This is a genomic window from Actinopolymorpha alba DSM 45243 (assembly GCF_000373925.1).
GTDB classification, from domain to species: Bacteria; Actinomycetota; Actinomycetes; order Propionibacteriales; family Actinopolymorphaceae; genus Actinopolymorpha; species Actinopolymorpha alba.
This window is the reverse complement of sequence record NZ_KB892708.1, coordinates 1-17,607: the sequence shown is the minus strand read 5'-3', so window position 1 is coordinate 17,607 and position 17,607 is coordinate 1. Positions and strand designations below refer to the sequence as shown.

Below are 17,607 nucleotides of genomic sequence, written 5' to 3'. Positions count from 1 at the left end.
GGCTCCTGAACACGGGAAAGTCTCCACTGTCTGGAGGACGCCCTTGCCACGGGCAAGTTTTTGGACGACCCATGCAACCCCGGACTCCAGGCTGACTCAGCAGCCAGAGTGCTGAATGTGAGCGAATCTTTCTGTTGGACGGCCGCTGGGTCGGCCAACAGGATGGATGCATGGACTTCACTCACCTTGGCCGGACGGGCCTCCGCGTCAGTCGGCTCTGTCTCGGCACGATGAACTTCGGACCGCTCACGTCCGAAGCTGACTCGTACGCGATCATGGACGCCGCGCACGACAAGGGCATCAACTTCTTCGACACGGCCAACGGTTACGGCGGTGAGGGTCACCGCGGCCGGACCGAGGAGATCATCGGCCGGTGGTTCGCCCAGGGTGGCGAGCGCCGTGAGCGGACCGTCCTCGCCACCAAGGTCTACGGCGACATGGGCAACGACTGGCCGAACTCCGGCCGGCTCTCCGCACTGAGCATCCGCCGTAACCTCGACGCCAGCCTGAAGCGGCTCCAGACCGACTACGTCGACCTGTATCAGTTCCACCACGTCGACCGGGACACGCCGTGGGAGGAGATCTGGCAGGCCCTGGAGGTGGCTGTCGCGCAGGGCAAGGTTTTGTACGTCGGCAGCAGCAACTTCGCCGGCTGGCACATCGCCCAGGCGCAGGCCGCCGCCGCCCAGCGCGACTTCCTCGGCCTGGTGAGCGAGCAGTCGAAGTACAGCCTGCTCACCCGCGACATCGAACTCGAGGTGATCCCGGCCGCTGAGCACTACGGCCTCGGCATCATCCCGTGGTCGCCGCTGGCAGGCGGCCTGCTCGGTGGCGTCATCCGTAAGGCGAACGAAGGCAGCCGGCGACAGCAGGCCGACGCGATCGAGCGGCACCGGGCGGAGTTGGAGCAGTTCGAGAGCCTCGCCGCCGACCTCGGCCACGAGCCCGGCGACGTCGCACTGGCCTGGCTCCTCGCGCAGCCGGCGGTCACCGCACCGATCATCGGTCCGCGCACCATGGACCAGCTCGACGCGGCCGTCCGCGCTCTCGACGTCAATCTCGACGAGAAGGCGCTGGCCCGCCTCGACGAGATCTTCCCCGGCTACAAGACCGCTCCGGAGCACTACGCCTGGTAGAGCACGACGCGGCGTCCGGCTCGGAGTTTCGCCGGCGCCAACACCTCGGAACCCGCGGTTGTCAGGGTCACCTTGACAACCGCGATTCCATGCCCAGGCACACCAACCTGAACCCTCGCTGACTCCGACACGTGTTGACATCCCGACCCAAAACCGGTTTAGTTCTAAACCGGTTTTGTTACCAGCTGGTTAAGCGACGAGCGGGTCTGGGCCAGGGAGGCGCGATGGCAGGGCGACGTCCCACGATCGCCGATGTCGCGCGCCACGCGGGCGTCTCGAAGGGAGCCGTGTCGTTCGCGCTGAACGGCCGGCCAGGCGTCGCTCCGGCGACGAGGGAACGCATCCTCGCCGCCGCGGCCGAGCTCGGGTGGCGACCGAATGCCCGAGCCCGCTCACTTTCGGTGTCTCGGGCGTTCGCGCTCGGGTTGGTTCTCGCCCGCGATCCCGTGCTCCTCGGATCCGATCCGTTCTTCCCGTCGTTCATCGCCGGTGTCGAGACGGTCCTCGCCGAACGCGGTCATGCACTGGTCCTCCAGGTGGTCGCGGCTGGGGCGGCCGAAGAGAACGGCTATCGACGGCTCGCTGAGGACGCCCGCGTCGACGGTGTGATCCTGAGTGACCTACGGCGCCATGATCCGCGGGTTCCGCTGGTCGAAGACCTCGGCCTACCCGCTGTCACCCTCAACCGGCCGGACGTACCCTCGCCGTTCCCTGCCGTGTGCCTTGACCACCGGCCGGGCATCCTCGCCGCGGTCGAACACCTGGTCGGTCTCGGCCACACCGACATCGCACACGTGGCCGGTCCAGACGACTTTCTCCATGGCCACGAACGCAAGCAGGCGTTTCTCGACGCGCTCGACGCCGCCGGTCTTCCCGCCGGTCGGGTCGAGGACGCCGACTTCACCGCCGCCGGCGGCACGGCCGCCACCCGCCGGCTGCTCTGCCAACCCAGCCGACCGACCGCGATCGTCTACGCCAACGACCTGATGGCGATCGCCGGCATCAGTGCGGCGCAGGATCTCGGTCTCCAGGTGCCGGGCGATCTCTCGGTGACCGGATACGACGACACCGAGTTGGCCGCGCACATCCACCCAGCGCTGACCACGGTCCGTACGAACGTGTTCGGCTGGGGTCAGGTCGCCGCCCGCGCGCTCCTTTCCCTGATCGACGGCGAAGCCGTAGGTGACGTCAAACTCGAACCCGCGCAGTTGGTCGCCCGTCGATCAACCGCACAGCACCGCGTGCAGTCAAGCCCCTCGGAGAAGTAATGAAACGCACCCTCACGACCGCAGCCCTCGCCGTAGTACTGGCCACTGCCGCCGCAGCCTGCGGCGGCAGTGGCGATGGCACCGCAACGTCCGACGCGGCCAAGGCGCGCGGACCGATCAAGATCTGGTATTCCAACAACGAGCAGGAAGTCGCCTGGGGTAAGCAGATGACGGCGGCCTGGAACGCCGCGCATCCCGACCAGAAGATCACTGCGCAGGAGATCCCGGCGGGCAAGAGTTCTGAGGAAGTGATCGGTGCCGCCATCACCGCCGGCAACGCACCGTGCCTGATCTTCAATACCGCCCCCGCGGCCGTACCGCAGTTCCAGAAGCAGGGCGGTCTGGTCGCGCTCGATGACTTCCCGGACGCCAAGAAATACCTCGAGAGCCGCACCGGCACCCGGGCCAAGCAGTACGTCTCGCCCGACGGCAAGTATTACCAGGTGCCCTGGAAATCCAATCCGGTGATGATCTTCTACAACAAGAAGGTGTTCGCCAAGGCTGGAATCAGCACCGCCAAGCCGCCCTTGCAGACTTATGACGAGTTTCTCGCGACCGCCCGCAAGGTGGTGAAGAGCGGCGCCGCTCCACGTGCGATCTGGCCGGCCCCGACGAGTGAGTTCTTCCAGTCCTGGTTCGACTTCTACCCCTTGTACGCCGCGGAGACCGGCGGCAAGCAGTTGGTCGAGGACGGTAAGTCGCAGTTCAGTTCCGCCGCTGGGTTCGAGGTCGCGGACTTCTGGAAGACCTTGTACGCCGAGAAGCTCGCCTCGCAGGAGGCCTACAACGGCGACTCCTTCGCCGAGGGCAAGGCCGCGATGGCCATCGTCGGACCGTGGGCGATCGCGTCGTACAAAGACAAGGTCGACTGGGGTGTGGCACCGATCCCCACCTCCAAGGGCGCGCCGGCCGGCGACATCCACACCTTCAGCGATGCCAAGAACGTCGCGATGTACTCCTCCTGCAAGAACCGCGCCACCGCGTGGGACGTCCTGAAGTTCGCCACCAGCAAGGAGCAGGACGGCAAGCTGCTCGAGCTGACCGGCCAGATGCCGATGAGGGCGGATCTCGCCAGCGCCTACCCGGACTACTTCGCCAAGAACCCGGAGTACCAGAACTTCGCGGCCCAGGCCGACCGCACGGTTGAGGTTCCGAACGTCCCGAACTCCATCGAGATCTGGCAGACGTTCCGCGACGCGTACGCCCGGTCGGTCATCTTCGGCAAGCAGGGCGTCGAGCCCGCATTCGACAGCGCCGCATCGAAGATCGACGGCCTGGCCGGACAGTCCTGAGGTGCGAACCATGCCTGAGGTGCGAACGTGACAGCCACCTTCCAGCAGCCGGCCCGCCCACCAGCGGGCCGGCTGGCCGGCCGGGTCGCCAGCAAGGTGTTCGGGAGCCAACCGCTCGGGGCCTTCTTCGTCGCGCCGTACCTGCTCTTCCTCGCCGCGGTCTTCGCCTATCCGCTCGGCTTCGCGGTCTACATGTCGTTCCACGACTATTTCTTCGCCGCCCCCGGCGCCATCGTGGACCGGCCGTTCGTCGGGTTCGCCAACTACGCGGCCGTGCTCGGGGATCCGACGGTGTGGCAGGCGTTCCGGAACATCCTGGTGTTCCTCGTCATCAACGTTCCGTTGACAGTGGTGCTGTCGCTGCTGCTGGCCACGGCGCTCAACGCGGCGATCCGGCTTCGCACGTTCTTCCGCGTCAGCTACTACGTGCCGTACATCACCGCCAGCGTCGCGGTGGTCGGAGTGTGGCTGTTCCTTTTCAACTCGAACGGCTTGGTCAACTCCCTCCTGGGCCCACTCGCTCCAAGTCCTTCGTGGCTTGTCAACGAACACTTGGCGATGCCCACGGTGGCGGTCTATGTGACCTGGAAGCAGCTCGGCTTCTTCATCCTGCTCTACCTGGCGGCGTTGCAGAACGTGCCGAAGGAGTTGTACGAGTCCGCCGCGGTCGACGGTGCCGGCCGCTGGCAGTCGTTCCTGTCGGTCACCGTGCCAGGCGTACGCCCGGCAACCACACTGGTCGTGCTGCTCGCGACGGTCACCGGGGCGAACCTGTTCACTGAGCCGTACCTACTCACCGGCGGCGGCGGGCCTGACGGCGCGTCCACCTCGCCGGTGTTGCTGATGTACCAACGCGGAATCGAGCAGGGCAACCCCGACATCGCTTCGGCCATCGGGGTGATTCTCGTGATCGGTGTACTCCTCGTCGCGCTGCTCCAACGTCGACTGCTGGAGAGGGAGTGATCCTGGTGGCGCTGACCCCTGACACCGACATCGCAACCGCCCGCGCTCCCGGCCGGGCCGCACCAAGGCGAGCAGAGCAGCCAAGGCATGCCGGGCAGCCACGTCGCCGACACGCACCGGTCTTTCGTTTTCTCACGCTGCTGGCCGGAGCATTCGTCTTTCTTTTCCCCTTCTATTACATGCTCATCGGCAGCTTGCAGGCCGAGCCGGACAGCTCTCCGGGCGGAGCGTTCCCCAATCCCGGCAACCTCACGTTGCACAACTACCGCGAGATCAACGGAGCGATCGACCTTCTCCAGTCGCTGATCAATTCAGGAATCTTCACCGGTGGGGTGATCCTCGGCACCGTGGTGTTCGGCGTTCTCGCCGGATACGCGCTCGCCCAACTGGAGTTCCGCGGCCGCGGCGTCGCCTTCAATGTCATGGTGCTGGTCCAGGTCGTGCCGTTCCAACTCCTGACCGTCCCGCTGTATGTCCTGATCGTGCGCAACTACGGGCTGGCGGACAGCTACCTGGGCATGATCCTGCCGTTCGCGATCAATTCGACGGCGGTGTTCGTCTTCCGGCAGTATTTCCTGCAGCTGCCGCGTGAGTTGTTCGACGCGGCCCGGATCGACGGTGCGAGCGAGCTGACCATCCTGCTGCGGGTGGCGGTTCCCCTCGTCAAGCCGGCCTTGCTGACCGCGGTACTCCTGACCTTCATCGGGCCCTGGAACGAATTCCTCTGGCCCTTCCTGATCACGAAGGAAGCCGGCATGCAGCCGCTCGCGGTTTCCCTCGCGAACTACATGAACAACGTCGCGGCGCGAGCGGCGAACCCGTTCGGCGCGATCCTCGCTGGCGCGTGTGTGCTGGCCGCGCCGGCGGTCGCGCTGTTCCTTCTCTTCCAGCGCCACTTTGTGTCCACGAACCTCGGAAGCAGTGTGAAGGGTTGATCCGTTGAGCGATCCATCGACCAAAGTCGCCACCACCGTGCCTTACACGCTTACCCGGCTCGGTGTCGTGATGGCACCCGAGCCCGGTAACGAGTGGGAGGCTGAGGGCGTCCTGAACCCCGCGAGTGGGCGTACACCCGATGGGCAGTTGTATCTGCTCCCCCGGCTGGTCGCGCCTGGAAACGTGTCGCGGGTCGGTCTCGCCGAGATCGTCGTCCGCGACGGTGTACCGGTCGGAGTCGAACGCCGAGGTGTCGTCCTCGCACCAGACGCCGGCTGGGAACGCGGGCTCAACAACGCTGGGGTTGAGGACCCGCGCACGACGTGGGTGCCCTCGCTGGGCGTCCACCTGATGACGTACGTCGCGTACGGCCCGCTCGGTCCCAAGCCCGCGCTCGCGGTGTCGGAGGACCTGCGGACCTGGCGCCGCCTCGGGCCACTCCACTTCGAGTATCAAGCCGACCTTGACACCGACGTGAACCTGTTCCCCAACAAGGACACGGTGTTCTTCCCGGAGCCGGTGCCGGGACCCGACGGCGAGCTGGCGTACGCGATGCTGCACCGCCCGATGTGGGACCTCGGCTGGCTCCGTCCCGGCGAAGGGACGCACCTCCCGGCCGGTGTCACCGATGACCGTCCCGGCATCTGGGTGTCGTACGTCTCGGCGGCGGCGGCCCAACGCGACCTCAGCGCGCTGACCCACCTGCACGACCATCGGCAGGTCGCCATGTCGGAGTACGCCTTCGAGGAGCTCAAGATCGGTGCGGGTCCGCCGCCGATCCGGGTCGACGAAGGCTGGCTGCTGATCCACCACGGGGTCAGTGGACACATCCCTCCGGGCTGGGACCCGACCACGCAGCAGGTGAGGTACGGCGCCGGCGCGATGCTGCTCGACCCCGAGGACGTCGCGCGCGTCATCGCGCGTACACCCGAGCCGATCCTCGAGCCGGAGACCGACGACGAGCGCACCGGGACCGTCGCCAACGTCGTCTTCCCGACCACCATCGAGGAGATCGACGGCGTACGTTTCGTGTTCTACGGCATGGCCGACGCCAAGATCGGTGTGGCCCGGCTCGACCGGATCTCCTGAGAGGTCGCGCACACAGGGGCGCCCTCTGCCATCAGCAGAGGGCGCTTTCGGTCACGACTTGAGCATGATCACCACAGCAATGGGGTTCGGACCGATAAGGTCGTCGGCGTGCCGCACGAGATCGATGAGAACTTCCTCACCCTCCCGCTCCGCACTCTCGCTGACGCCGCGCTGAGCCGCGCCCGCGACCTGGGTGCTGAGCACGCCTCCTTCCGGCTGGAGCGGATCCGCACCCAGAACCTCTCCCTGCGTGATGCCCGGCTCGTCGGCAGCCACGACGGCGAGGACACCGGGTTCGCGGTCCGGGTCATCCACAACGGGACCTGGGGGTTCGCGGCGAGCGTCGTCCTGACGCCGGCGGAGGCGGTCCGCGTCGCCGAGCAGGCGGTCGAGGTCGCCCAGGTCGCGGCCGGCATGAACGCCGAACGCATCGAGCTGGCCGACGAGCCCCTCTATAACAACGTCACGTGGGTGTCGGCGTACGACGTCGATCCCTTCACCGTCGACGAGTCCCAGAAGGTCGAGCTGCTGGCCGACTGGAGTCGCCGGCTTCTCGCGGCTGAGAGCGTGGCCCACGCGACGGCGACGCTGCGGCAGGTCAAGGAGCAGAAGTTCTACGCCGACAGCAAGGGCACCGTCACGACCCAGCAGCGGGTGCGGCTCAACCCCACCCTCGAGGCGTTCGGCACCGATCCCGAGTCGGGCCGGTTCGACTCGATGCGCACCCTCGCGCCGCCGGTCGGGCGCGGGTGGGAGTACCTCACGGGCACCACCTGGGACTGGAACGCCGAGCTCGCCGAGATCCCCGACCTGCTGGCCGCCAAGCTCAAGGCGCCGGGTGTGGAGGCGGGTTCGTACGACCTGGTGATCGACCCGTCGAACCTCTGGCTCACCATCCACGAGTCGATCGGGCACGCGACCGAGCTCGACCGGGCCCTCGGCTACGAAGCCAACTACGCGGGCACGTCGTTCGCCACCCCCGACAAGCTCGGCACCCTGCGCTACGGCTCCGGCATCATGCACGTCACGGGTGACCGCACGGTCCAGCACGGTCTGGCGAGTGTCGGTTACGACGACGAAGGCGTGGCCGGGCAGTCCTGGGACATCGTGAAGGACGGCACCCTCGTCGGCTACCAGCTCGACCGCCGGATTGCCCACAGCTTCGGCTATGACCGCTCCAACGGCTGCGCGTTCGCCGACTCGCCGTCGCACATCCCGGTGCAGCGGATGGCGAACGTCTCGCTCCAGCCGGCCGCCGACGGCCCCTCGACCGACGAGCTGATCAGCGGGGTCGAGCGCGGCATCTACGTCGTGGGTGACCGGTCATGGTCGATCGACATGCAGAGATTCAACTTTCAGTTCACTGGGCAGCGGTTCTACCGCATCGAGGGCGGCAGGCTCGCCGGCCAGGTCCGTGACGTCGCCTACCAGGCCATCACCACCGACTTCTGGGGTTCGATGGAGGCCGTGGGCGGGCCGCAGACGTGGGTCCTCGGTGGGGCCTTCAACTGCGGCAAGGCCCAACCCGGCCAGGTCGCGCCGGTGAGTCACGGCTGCCCCTCGGCGCTCTTCCGCGGTGTGCGCATCCTCAACACGACCCAGGAATCAGGACGGTGAGCAGTCCCTTGAGCAGCGAGCTGACTCTTCAGGAGACCGTCGAGCGGGCACTGGCCCGGTCGAAGGCCGACGGCTGCGTCGTCCTTGCCACCGAGTCCTCGAGCGCCAACCTTCGCTGGGCCAACAACACCCTCACCACCAACGGCGTGATGGTGACGCGTTCCCTCACCGTCATCGCGACGATCGCCGGCAACACCGGCGTCTCGTCCGGTGTCGTCAGCCGCAACGTGCTGACGAACGACGACATCGACGCGGTCGTCCGTGCCGCTGAGGAGGTCGCGCGGGACAACGAGCCCGCCGAGGACGCCCGCCCCCTGATCGAGGGTGACGCCGCGCCCGGCTGGGACACCCCGCCGGCCGAGACGTCCATCCACGTCTTCGACACGTTCGCGCCAGCACTCGGCGAGGCATTCGGGCGCGCCCGTGACACCGGCATCCACCACTACGGGTACGTCGAGCACGACCTGACGACGACCTACCTCGGCACCTCGACCGGCGTACGCCTCCGGCACGTCCAACCCACCGGCTTCGTCACCATGACGGGCAAGTCCCCTGACCTCAGCCGCTCAGCCTGGGTCGGTAAGGCGACCAGGGACTTCCAGGACGTCGACGTGACGAGCCTGGCGGCCGACCTCGACCGCCGCCTCGCCTGGTCAGAACGCAAGGTCGACCTGGCGGCGGGCCGTTACGAAACGGTCCTACCGCCGACGGCCGTCGCCGACCTGCTCATCTACGCCTACTGGACAATGTCGGCCCGCGACGCTCACGACGGGCAGACGGTCTACTCCAAGCAGGGCGGCGGCACCCGCGTCGGCGAGCGCCTCTCCCCTGTCAACCTCAACCTGCGCTCCGATCCGGCATACACCGGTCTGGAGTGCGCGCCCTTCGTGGTGGCGCACGCGTCGTCCGGCACCCAGAGCGTCTTCGACAACGGTCTGTCGCTCGCGCCGACCGAGTGGATCCGCGACGGCGAGTTGGCGGCCCTCGCGACGACCCGCCATTCGGCCGAGCTCACCGACCTCGCGGTGACGCCGTTCGTCGACAACCTCATCCTGGACGTGCCTGACACGCAAGCTTCCCTTGACGACCTGGTCGCGGGCACCAAGCGGGGCCTGCTCCTGACCTGCCTGTGGTACATCCGCGAGGTCGACCCGCAGACGCTGCTGCTCACCGGTCTGACCCGCGATGGCGTCTACCTGGTCGAGAACGGCGAGGTGGTCGGGGAGGTCAACAACTTCCGGTTCAACGAGAGTCCGGTCGACCTGCTGAGCCGCTTCTCCGAATCGGGGGTGACCGTGCCGGCGTTCTCTCGCGAGTGGGGTGATTACTTCCCGCGGGTGGCCGCGCCGGCGTTGCGGGTGCCCGACTTCAACATGTCGAGCGTGAGCCAGGCCAGCTAGCCGGCAGCCTTCGCCGGGGGACTTCTCAGGCTGCCTCCAGCGTCAGCAACGCCTGCTTGACGGCCGCGCCGCCCGCGTACCCGCCGTACGAACCATCGGCCCGCACCACCCGGTGGCACGGAACGACGATCGGCACCGGGTTGGTCGCGCACGCGGTGCCCACCGCGCGTACCGCACGTGGGCTACCCGCCGCCGCCGCGACCTGCGTGTAGCTTTCCGTCGCGCCGTAAGGAATGTGCGGCAGGTGGGCGAGCACCGCCTGGCGGAAGCCGCGGGACAGCCGTAGATCCACCGGCACGTCGAACACCCGCCGGCGGTGTGCGAAGTACTCCTCGAGTTGCCGAGCCACCGCGTCCAGCCGAGCGGGCGCGTGGAGAACGCGGGCACTCACCAGTTCGGCCAGCTGAGCCAGTGCGGCATCGTGGTCCTGGTTGGGGTACGCGACCCGCACCAGTCCCCGCTCGGTGGCAGCGAGCAGCAGCGTCCCTACCGGAGTGTCCACCGTCCGGTACGCCACATCCAGCAGGCCCTCCCGGTCAGCCATGGAGGCCAGGCGGGCGTGCAGCCGCTCGGCGGTCTGCTCCTCGATCTCGAACAGCGGCCCGAACAGGTGTCGGGCTTCTGACTCGTTGGTCACCATCATCGGTCCGTCCCTCCCCTCGCCGGCGCCAGGTAGGTGGCACGTAGCGTCTTGATCCCGTCAAAGGCGGCGCGGCGGGCCGCGTCCGTGCTGCCGCCGGTGAGGGCGGCGATCTCGGAGTACGGCAGTCCGGCCAGGTAGTGGTACGCCACCGCGATGCGCTGCTTGGTCGGCAGTGCCGCCAGCGCCGCCCACAGGTCGCCGTCCCAGTCTTCTGGCTGGCGAGTGCGGGCGGCGCGGTCCGGCAGGGACTCCACGACCAGCGGCCGGCGGGCCGTGGCCCGGGTGGCGTCGATCGCCTTGCGATGCGCGATCGTGACCAGCCACGCCTCCACGTTGGCGTCCTCGGCCAACTCCGGGTAAGCCCTCAGTGCTGCCAGGAACGTCTCAGACCAGGCATCCTCAGCCTCGTCGGGGCCCAGCACGGCACGGCACACCCGTAACACCATCGGCCCGTACTCGACCACCACCCGCTCGAACGGTCGCATGCTCACACCACGTAGACGTCCCGAACAACCCAAACGTGAGACCCGACCGGCAAGAGCACGCTCCGAGTTGTCAGGACCTTAAGAGGTCGCGCGGTTTCGGGCGGTAGGTGCCAAAGCACCACACATTTCCCTCGGGATCGCGGGCGGCGTATTCGCGCGAGCCGTACGGTTGGTCGGTCAGCTCCATCACGATCTGTGCGCCCGCTGACCTCGCCCGCGCGTGGTGCCCGTCAGGATCGTCCAGCGCGACGTAGATCGTCGTCGGGCCGCTGGGGAAGCGCTCCTCGGAGTCGGAGTCCCCGATCCGTGATCCCAGCATGACCACCCCACCGTCCAGGTCCAGCTCAGCGTGCGCCACTCGACCATCGTCGTCCGTCATGACGGCGATCTCTTCGAAGCCGAAGGTCCTTTTCAGGAAGTCGATCGCTGCCCGGGCGTCCGCATAACGCAGGGCCGGATAGATGTTCTGTGTCATCCCTGCCTCCTTTCCTGATGAGGCTAGGAAATGCGTCGCGGTAACGTCTTGGACGAAATTTCAACTGGCCGAGACGCCACCACCGTCGGGCAGGAGTTGATTGGCGTACGCACCGGGCGTGGTGCCGGCGAACTCCCGGAAGTCGCGATTGAGGTGCGCCTGATCGAAATACCCGCAGTCCATCGCGATCTGGGCAAAGGAGCCGCCGCCCTCCGCGCGTAGCCGGCGTACGACCTGGTCGAAGCGGAGGACCCTGGCGAGCGTCTTGGGTGGCAGGCCGATCTGCTCACGGAAGTCCGCGATCAGGCGCCGGTGACTCCAACCGAGTTCCTCCACGAGGTCCCGGATCGCGACCCGGCCGTGCGACTGACGGAGCTCTCGCCACGCCCAGGCGACCTCACCCGAAGGCTCGCGGGCCGATGCGACGCGCCTGGCGAAGAAGGCGTCGAGGAGGTCGAACCGCGCATCCCATCGGCGTACGCCATGAAGCCGTTCGGCCAGTGACTCGGCATCGCGGCCCCAGACATCCACGAGATCGACGACCTGGTTGGTGAGCTCATGCATCGCGACGCCGAAGAGTTGGTACGCGCCGAGCGGGGTGAGGCTGACCTCGACGCCGTGCTGATGCCCGGAGTACTCCGTGACAACTGCCGACTCATGCAGGCTCGCCACGAACGACCCGAGCGTCCGACCTGACGAGGCTGGTGTGGCAACGTCTCGTACGCGGAGTGTCGGACCCAGGCTGAGGATCAGCGTCACATCGCCTGACGGCACCTCTCGCCGGCTCAGCAGTGCCGGCGAGATCTCCTCGTAACCGCAGTAGTGACGGACCAGCGGCAGCAGGACCCGAGCCGGTAGCCCGTAGGCCATCTCCCACCGCGCGAGGACGGAGTGGTGCCGATCGATGCGCACGTTTCGCACACCAGGAGCCTAGGTCGGAACTCTGGAACGCGGGCGCGGTCAGGAGAGGGCGGACCGGCGGACGGTCGAGGTGCCGTACTTCGCGGCAGTCGCCTCCTTCAGCGCCCGCATCCCGCCCTTGCGGACCGCCTCCACCAGATCGGTCAGGAACCGCTGCGCTCCAACATGGCCGGCGAACGCCTGGATACAGGCCTCGGGTTCGGCGTTGGCGAACGCCAGCAACGCGCCCGCGGCCCCGAGCGGCCCGGCGAAACTGAGGATCGCCGCCGAGCCCACGTAGATCCGGCCGTTCCAGCTGCCCAGCTCCTGCAGCAGCCGAGCCGGATCCGCCGAGGAGTCCTTGATCGCGCCGATGGGCAGATCGGCGAGCGCCTCGACCTCGATTCCCGGGACGCCCAGCGGACCCGGATTGTGGTAGCCGATCACCCGGCTTGCGTCACCGACCGCCTCGGCCACCGCGCCGTACAGCACGCGAGTGTCGACGCCGCCACGCGCCGGGCTCACGAGCACCGCGTCAGCGCCGGCCTTGCGGGCGGTCACCGCGCGCGCCCCCGCTGCCCGCGGCCAGGATCCGCTCGCGCCGGCGATCACCGTGATGTCCTTGGGAAGCTCCTGGCGGGCGGCGGCGATGAGGTCTTCGCGTTCGGGTTCGGTGAGGGTCTCGGCCTCACCGGTCGTCCCCGCCACGAGCACCGCACGGACGCCCGCGTCGACCAGCCGCTTGGCGTGGCCGATCGTGCCCCGCACGTCGACCGCGCCGGCTTCGTCGAAAAGCGTCAGCAACGCAACGCCGACTCCGGTGAACGTTGGTTCTGCCATCCGTACGCTCCTCACCGTCGATCCGGTTTCTCCCATTCTCTCCTGATCTTCGCCCCAGACGTGCCGCCCGCCCTTTCGGTTCCTGCGCGGCGGTGACCTGCTTCGGCCGGCAGGACACCACCTCCCGGTGAAACGGAGGATTGTTACGGTCCTTCCATGACGACTTGCGTCCTTCCCACAAACGCGCTCCTGATCAACCTCCTCAACACGCAGGTCGTCGTGGCCCGCGACGTCGACGAGGCGGGTCGACTGCTCGTGGGCAACGACGCGTCGGGCTCGATGCAGCTCTACGAAGCCGGCGCCGACGGCTCGTGGCGACAACTCACCGACCTGCCAGGTGCTGCGACCGGCCGCTACCTGCCGGGGAGCCGCACCGTCGTGGTGGAGCACGACGCCGGCGGGAACGAACGCGCCCAGCTGTCGCTGCTCGACCTCGATGACGCGGGCCTTGATGACGCGGACGCTGGTTCCGCCGACGCTCTCCCGCCGCTGCGCCCCCTCGTCCACGATCCCCGCTGGATCCATCGCCTCGCCGGAGTCCAACCCGGCCGCGTGCTCTACCTGACGAACCGTCGCAACGGCGTGGACTTCGACCTCGTGAGCCGTGAGCCGGCGACGGGCGAGGAGCGGGTGTTGTACGACGGAGGTGGGTACGTCGTCGCCGCCGAAGCCTCGCCGGACAATCACTGGATCGCGCTGACCCGGCCCAACGCCCCCGCGAACTCCGTCCAGCTCGTCCTCGTCTCCACCACCGACGGCCGCGTCGAGGAACTCACGCCCTGGGGCGACGACGCCTTCCTGACCACGCCGTCCTGGCTACCGGACTCCTCAGGCTTCCTCATCTCGAGCAATGCCGGCCGGGAGATGACCGCGGTCATGAGGTACGACCTGGCGAGCCGTACCTGGACCACCCTGGTCGAGGACGACCACCACGACCTGGTGGGCTGGGCAGCACCGGACGGCGAGCACCTCCTGATCGCGACGAACGCTGACGGTGCGACGTCCCTCGCGCTCCATCGACTCGCGGACGGCGTCCTGCTTCGTACCCTGGACCTGCCCTCCGGTGGCTGCGCGGCGTTCCACCGACACCCCGACCCGGTGTGGTCCGGATCGGGGTCGTCCCTGGCGCTGACCTTCTCCTCGCCCGTCGAGCCGCCGTACGCCGTTCGCTGCGACCCGGCGACGGGTGCGCTCAGCCCGGTCCGCGCTCCGGACGCACCCGAACTCCCCGACGGTCTCGTCCAACCGTCCTCCCACCGCGTACCCACACCTGACGGCGAGCGCATCCCGACGTTCGTCTTCCGCCCGGCCGACGGGGGCGACGGGTCAGCCGTGCTCGTCGTCCATGGCGGTCCTGAAAGCCAGTCGGTTTTGCAGTGGAGTCCAGTCGTCGCCGGGCTGGTCGCCCAGGGGCACACCGTCCTGGTGCCGAACGTGCGCGGGTCGACGGGGTACGGCAAGCGGTGGTACTCCCTCGACGACGTACGGCGCCGGCTCGACTCGGTCGCGGACCTGGCGGCGCTCCACGACTGGCTGCCCAGCATCGGCCTCGATCCGACCAGGGCCGCGCTCTACGGCGGGTCGTACGGCGGCTACATGGTGCTGGCCGGCGTGGCGTTCCAGCCCGAACGCTGGGCCGCGGGCGTCGACATCGTGGGCATCGCGTCGCTGGTGACGTTCCTCGAGAACACCTCCGACTACCGCCGCACTCACCGGGAACGCGAGTACGGCACGCTCGCGCACGACCGGGCGTTCCTGCACGAGGCCAGCCCGCTCACCCGAGTCGACGAGATCCGGGCGCCGTTGTTCGTCATTCACGGAGCCAACGACCCGAGGGTTCCGTTGTCGGAGGCTGAGCAGGTGGTCGCGGCGCTGCGGGAGCGCGGCGTGCCGTGCGAGCTTCGGGTGTACGCCGACGAAGGGCACGGTCTGGCCAAGCGGGCGAACCAACTCGACGCCTATCCGCAGGCGCTGGCGTTCCTCGCCGAGCACCTGTCCGCCGACGAGAGAGGACGCGCATGAGCAAGCGAAGCGAGCGAATCAATCGACACAGTGGGAAGGGTGCCGCATGAGCGCGCGGGTGGGATATGTCGGGCTGGGGATCATGGGCGGCGGGATGGCCGCGAACCTCCTCCGCGCCGGCTTCGACGTGGTGGTCCACAACCGCACCGCGGACCGCGCGGAGCCGCTCGCCGCGGCCGGCGCTGAGGTGGCGGACTCACCACGGGGCGTCGCCGAGCGCTGCGACGTGATCTTCACCTGCGTGAGTGACACCCCGGACGTTGAGGACGTGGTGTTCGGGACGGACGGGATCGCCGAAGGTGCCCGGGCCGGCTCGCTCATCGTCGACACCAGCACGGTGAGTCCGGAGGCCACCCGCGGCTGGGCGGCCAGGCTCGCTGAGCAGGGCGTGGGGTTCCTCGACGCGCCGGTGTCAGGCGGCAGCGAGGGCGCCGCCAAGGGCACCTTGTCGATCATGGTCGGTGGTGACCCGTCGAACGTCGAGCGGGCACTCCCCTACCTCGAGGCGATGGGGAGCACGATCACGCACGTCGGCCCGGTCGGGGCCGGGCAGACCTGCAAGCTCGTCAACCAGATCCTGGTCGTCACGTCGATGCTGGGTGTTGCCGAGGCGCTGGTCTTCGCCAAGGCCGGCGGGCTCGATCTTGAGAAGACGATCGCCGCGGTCGAGGGCGGAGCGGCTGGTTCGTGGATGCTGGCGAACCGTGGACCGCAGGTGATCCGCGACGACTGGCGCCCCGGATTCACAATCGACCTGCAGCAGAAGGACCTCCGACTGGTGCTGGAGGCTGCCGACGAACTCGGCGTACCCACGATCGCCACCAGCACGATCTTTCACCTCTACCGCACACTGCAGCGCGCGGGTCTCGGGAGCGAAGGCAACCACGCCCTGGTCAAGGCACTCGAACGCCTCGCGGGGATCGAGGCCCGCCAGGACGCATGACCGCTTTCGCGCGCGGGGTTCAGCGCAGTGCCGGGAGCACAGTCGGACTCACCTCTTCGAGTTGGCGCAGCGCTGAGTCGGGGGTCTTGGCGGTAGGAACGAGGACCACCGTGTCGGCTCCGGCCGCATGGAGGTCATGGAGGGCCTTCGCACAACTCTCCGGCGGCCCGGTCACGGCCACCTGTTCGACCCACTCGCGAGGTAGCGCGCGGGCGAGTTGGTCGTGATCGGGTGTACGTCGCGCCAACTCCGACGCGTCTGCCGCGAAGCTCAGCTCGGTGAGCTGGACGGACGGGCTCTGACTGAGCAGGGTTGCCGCGAGTGTCTGGCGTACCTTCCACTCCCCTTCCTCGTCGAGCGCCAACCACGCGTACACGGTGACCTGGCAGGCATCAGTGCGGCCTGCGTCAGCCCGACCGGCAGCCATCCGCTCCCGCGCCCACCGGACATAGCCGGGGCCTGACATCTCGGACAGGAGGATGCCGTCTGCCACCTGTCCGGCCAGTCGCAGGGACTTCGCCGCGCGTACGCCCAGGAAGATCGGTGGTGGCACCGTTGCGGGAAACTCGAGGCGTACGCCGTCCAGCCGGACATGCTGGCCGCTGACGGTGACTGTCTCACCCGCGAGCAGCGCGCGCACCGCCGTGGCGGTCTCGCCCAGCGCGGCAAGCTGGGACGCGGGCAGCGCACCGATCTGCTCCATCCAGCTCGCGACCCCATGCCCGAAGCCCGCCAGCACGCGTCCTGGAAAGAGCCGAAGCAGCGCTGACAACTCCATGGCCGCGGTCGCGGCGTTGCGCATCACCGCCGGCATGACGCCCAACCCAACCGCCAGCCGGCCAGTCGCAGCGAGCGCCGCCGTGGTCGGCGCGATCGCGCCGGTGTAGAAGCAGTCCTCAACGATCCACAACTCGCGGTAGCCAAGGCTCTCGACCCGGCGCGCATAGTCCGGAAGAGCCTCGGGTGCGAAGGCACACGGGAACAAGGCACCAACAGCCGGCATCGGGTCTCCTCACCTCGGCGTCACACTCGCCCGGACCCTACCCCGCGGGACCGACAAGCCCTCCGACCCACCCTCTCCATGATCATGTTCGTGATCATGATCTTCTTCGTGAAGGGTTTCGGGACTCATAGCCCTTTCTGGCTTCATGATCATGGAACGCGGGCCTGGCGGTGGGCGGCGCGGTGGGCGGCGCGGTTGGCGCCGTGATGGCGTGCCGTTTTTGGGTCGGGGCACCCTTGTACGGCTCTATTGGCCAAGGGTGCCCCCGACCCAGAACGGTGGTCTGGTCGGATGCCGGATGGCCTTGTTTTGTTGGGCTTTCGGGGCCGGAGGTTGTCGGTGGTCGCCGCTAGTGTTCGGGTATGGATTCGACCTCGGCGGACGCGGGCCGGCACCGGTTCTCGGTGCTGGTCGAGCGGGCGCGTGCCCGGTTCGCTGAGGAGTCCGGTGCGCTGTTGTGGTCGACTCCCGGCCAGGAACTGATCGACCTCCTGGTCAGTCTTGAAGCTCTCTCGGCCCAGATCGACGCGGTCCAGCTCCAGGTGATCCGGGAGGCGGACCGGCGAGACCTCGGCCGCACAGCCGGCGCGACGAG

At 68.1% G+C, this 17,607-nt stretch carries 16 protein-coding genes and 1 pseudogene; 11 read left to right on the top strand and 6 right to left on the bottom strand.

What is annotated here, in order from left to right; translation table 11 throughout:
- Positions 1 to 170: 170 nt before the first annotated feature.
- The 8 genes from B141_RS0102535 to B141_RS0102495 all read left to right on the top strand — a co-directional run bounded on the left by B141_RS0102535 (position 171) and on the right by B141_RS0102495 (position 9,701).
- Entirely contained in the window at positions 171 to 1,136 is a 966-nt protein-coding gene (locus tag B141_RS0102535; RefSeq protein WP_020573599.1) for an aldo/keto reductase, read from the top strand.
- A gap of 224 nt (positions 1,137 to 1,360) precedes the next feature.
- Complete coding sequence (locus B141_RS0102525; RefSeq protein WP_020573598.1) at positions 1,361 to 2,404, top strand: LacI family DNA-binding transcriptional regulator; 1,044 nt, start codon at positions 1,361 to 1,363, stop codon at positions 2,402 to 2,404.
- Positions 2,404 to 3,696: an extracellular solute-binding protein gene (locus B141_RS0102520; protein ID WP_020573597.1), complete on the top strand. Its 1,293-nt coding sequence runs from the start codon at positions 2,404 to 2,406 to the stop codon at positions 3,694 to 3,696. The genes B141_RS0102525 and B141_RS0102520 overlap by 1 nt, the downstream gene beginning before the upstream one ends.
- Before the next feature lie 27 nt (positions 3,697 to 3,723).
- On the top strand, positions 3,724 to 4,659 hold the full coding sequence (locus tag B141_RS0102515) for a carbohydrate ABC transporter permease (protein WP_020573596.1): 936 nt from the start codon (positions 3,724 to 3,726) through the stop codon (positions 4,657 to 4,659).
- Positions 4,660 to 4,664: 5 nt separating this feature from the next.
- Positions 4,665 to 5,594, top strand: a complete 930-nt coding sequence (locus B141_RS0102510) for a carbohydrate ABC transporter permease (RefSeq protein WP_237742603.1) — start codon at positions 4,665 to 4,667, stop codon at positions 5,592 to 5,594.
- Between the two features lie 4 nt (positions 5,595 to 5,598).
- Positions 5,599 to 6,684, top strand: a complete 1,086-nt coding sequence (locus B141_RS0102505; protein WP_020573594.1) for a glycoside hydrolase family 130 protein — start codon at positions 5,599 to 5,601, stop codon at positions 6,682 to 6,684.
- 108 nt (positions 6,685 to 6,792) lie between these two features.
- The gene (locus tag B141_RS0102500) at positions 6,793 to 8,301 is read left to right on the top strand and encodes a TldD/PmbA family protein (RefSeq protein ID WP_020573593.1); all 1,509 of its coding nucleotides are present in this window, start codon (positions 6,793 to 6,795) and stop codon (positions 8,299 to 8,301) included.
- A complete protein-coding gene (locus tag B141_RS0102495; RefSeq protein ID WP_020573592.1) occupies positions 8,298 to 9,701 on the top strand; it encodes a metallopeptidase TldD-related protein in 1,404 nt (467 codons plus the stop codon). The genes B141_RS0102500 and B141_RS0102495 overlap by 4 nt, the downstream gene beginning before the upstream one ends.
- A 25-nt stretch (positions 9,702 to 9,726) precedes the next feature.
- On the opposite strand, the gene B141_RS0102490 is transcribed toward B141_RS0102495, so the two are convergent.
- From B141_RS0102490 to B141_RS0102470, 5 genes are all read right to left on the bottom strand, one after another.
- Positions 9,727 to 10,344, bottom strand: a complete 618-nt coding sequence (locus B141_RS0102490; protein ID WP_051113939.1) for a methylated-DNA--[protein]-cysteine S-methyltransferase — start codon at positions 10,342 to 10,344, stop codon at positions 9,727 to 9,729.
- Complete coding sequence (locus B141_RS0102485) at positions 10,341 to 10,829, bottom strand: RNA polymerase sigma factor (RefSeq protein WP_020573590.1); 489 nt, start codon at positions 10,827 to 10,829, stop codon at positions 10,341 to 10,343. The genes B141_RS0102490 and B141_RS0102485 overlap by 4 nt, the downstream gene beginning before the upstream one ends.
- Positions 10,830 to 10,899: 70 nt before the next feature.
- Complete coding sequence (locus tag B141_RS0102480; protein WP_020573589.1) at positions 10,900 to 11,304, bottom strand: VOC family protein; 405 nt, start codon at positions 11,302 to 11,304, stop codon at positions 10,900 to 10,902.
- A gap of 60 nt (positions 11,305 to 11,364) precedes the next feature.
- On the bottom strand, positions 11,365 to 12,225 hold the full coding sequence (locus B141_RS38570; RefSeq protein WP_040420388.1) for a helix-turn-helix domain-containing protein: 861 nt from the start codon (positions 12,223 to 12,225) through the stop codon (positions 11,365 to 11,367).
- Positions 12,226 to 12,264: 39 nt separating this feature from the next.
- Positions 12,265 to 13,044: a dihydrodipicolinate synthase family protein gene (locus B141_RS0102470; protein WP_020573587.1), complete on the bottom strand. Its 780-nt coding sequence runs from the start codon at positions 13,042 to 13,044 to the stop codon at positions 12,265 to 12,267.
- A gap of 156 nt (positions 13,045 to 13,200) precedes the next feature.
- Between B141_RS0102470 and B141_RS0102465 the strand changes: the two genes are divergently transcribed.
- Both B141_RS0102465 and B141_RS0102460 read left to right on the top strand, forming a co-directional pair.
- The gene (locus tag B141_RS0102465) at positions 13,201 to 15,066 is read left to right on the top strand and encodes a S9 family peptidase (RefSeq protein WP_020573586.1); all 1,866 of its coding nucleotides are present in this window, start codon (positions 13,201 to 13,203) and stop codon (positions 15,064 to 15,066) included.
- Positions 15,067 to 15,112: 46 nt separating this feature from the next.
- Entirely contained in the window at positions 15,113 to 16,009 is an 897-nt protein-coding gene (locus B141_RS0102460; protein ID WP_020573585.1) for an NAD(P)-dependent oxidoreductase, read from the top strand.
- A 19-nt stretch (positions 16,010 to 16,028) separates the two neighbouring features.
- Here B141_RS0102460 and B141_RS0102455 read toward each other — a convergent pair whose 3' ends face one another.
- Positions 16,029 to 17,012 (bottom strand): LLM class flavin-dependent oxidoreductase, encoded by a 984-nt coding sequence (locus tag B141_RS0102455; protein ID WP_020573584.1) that lies wholly within the window; start codon positions 17,010 to 17,012, stop codon positions 16,029 to 16,031.
- Between the two features lie 362 nt (positions 17,013 to 17,374).
- On the opposite strand from B141_RS0102455, the pseudogene B141_RS38565 reads away from it, so the two are divergent.
- Positions 17,375 to 17,607: pseudogene (locus B141_RS38565) on the top strand (HNH endonuclease signature motif containing protein); the annotation flags it as partial.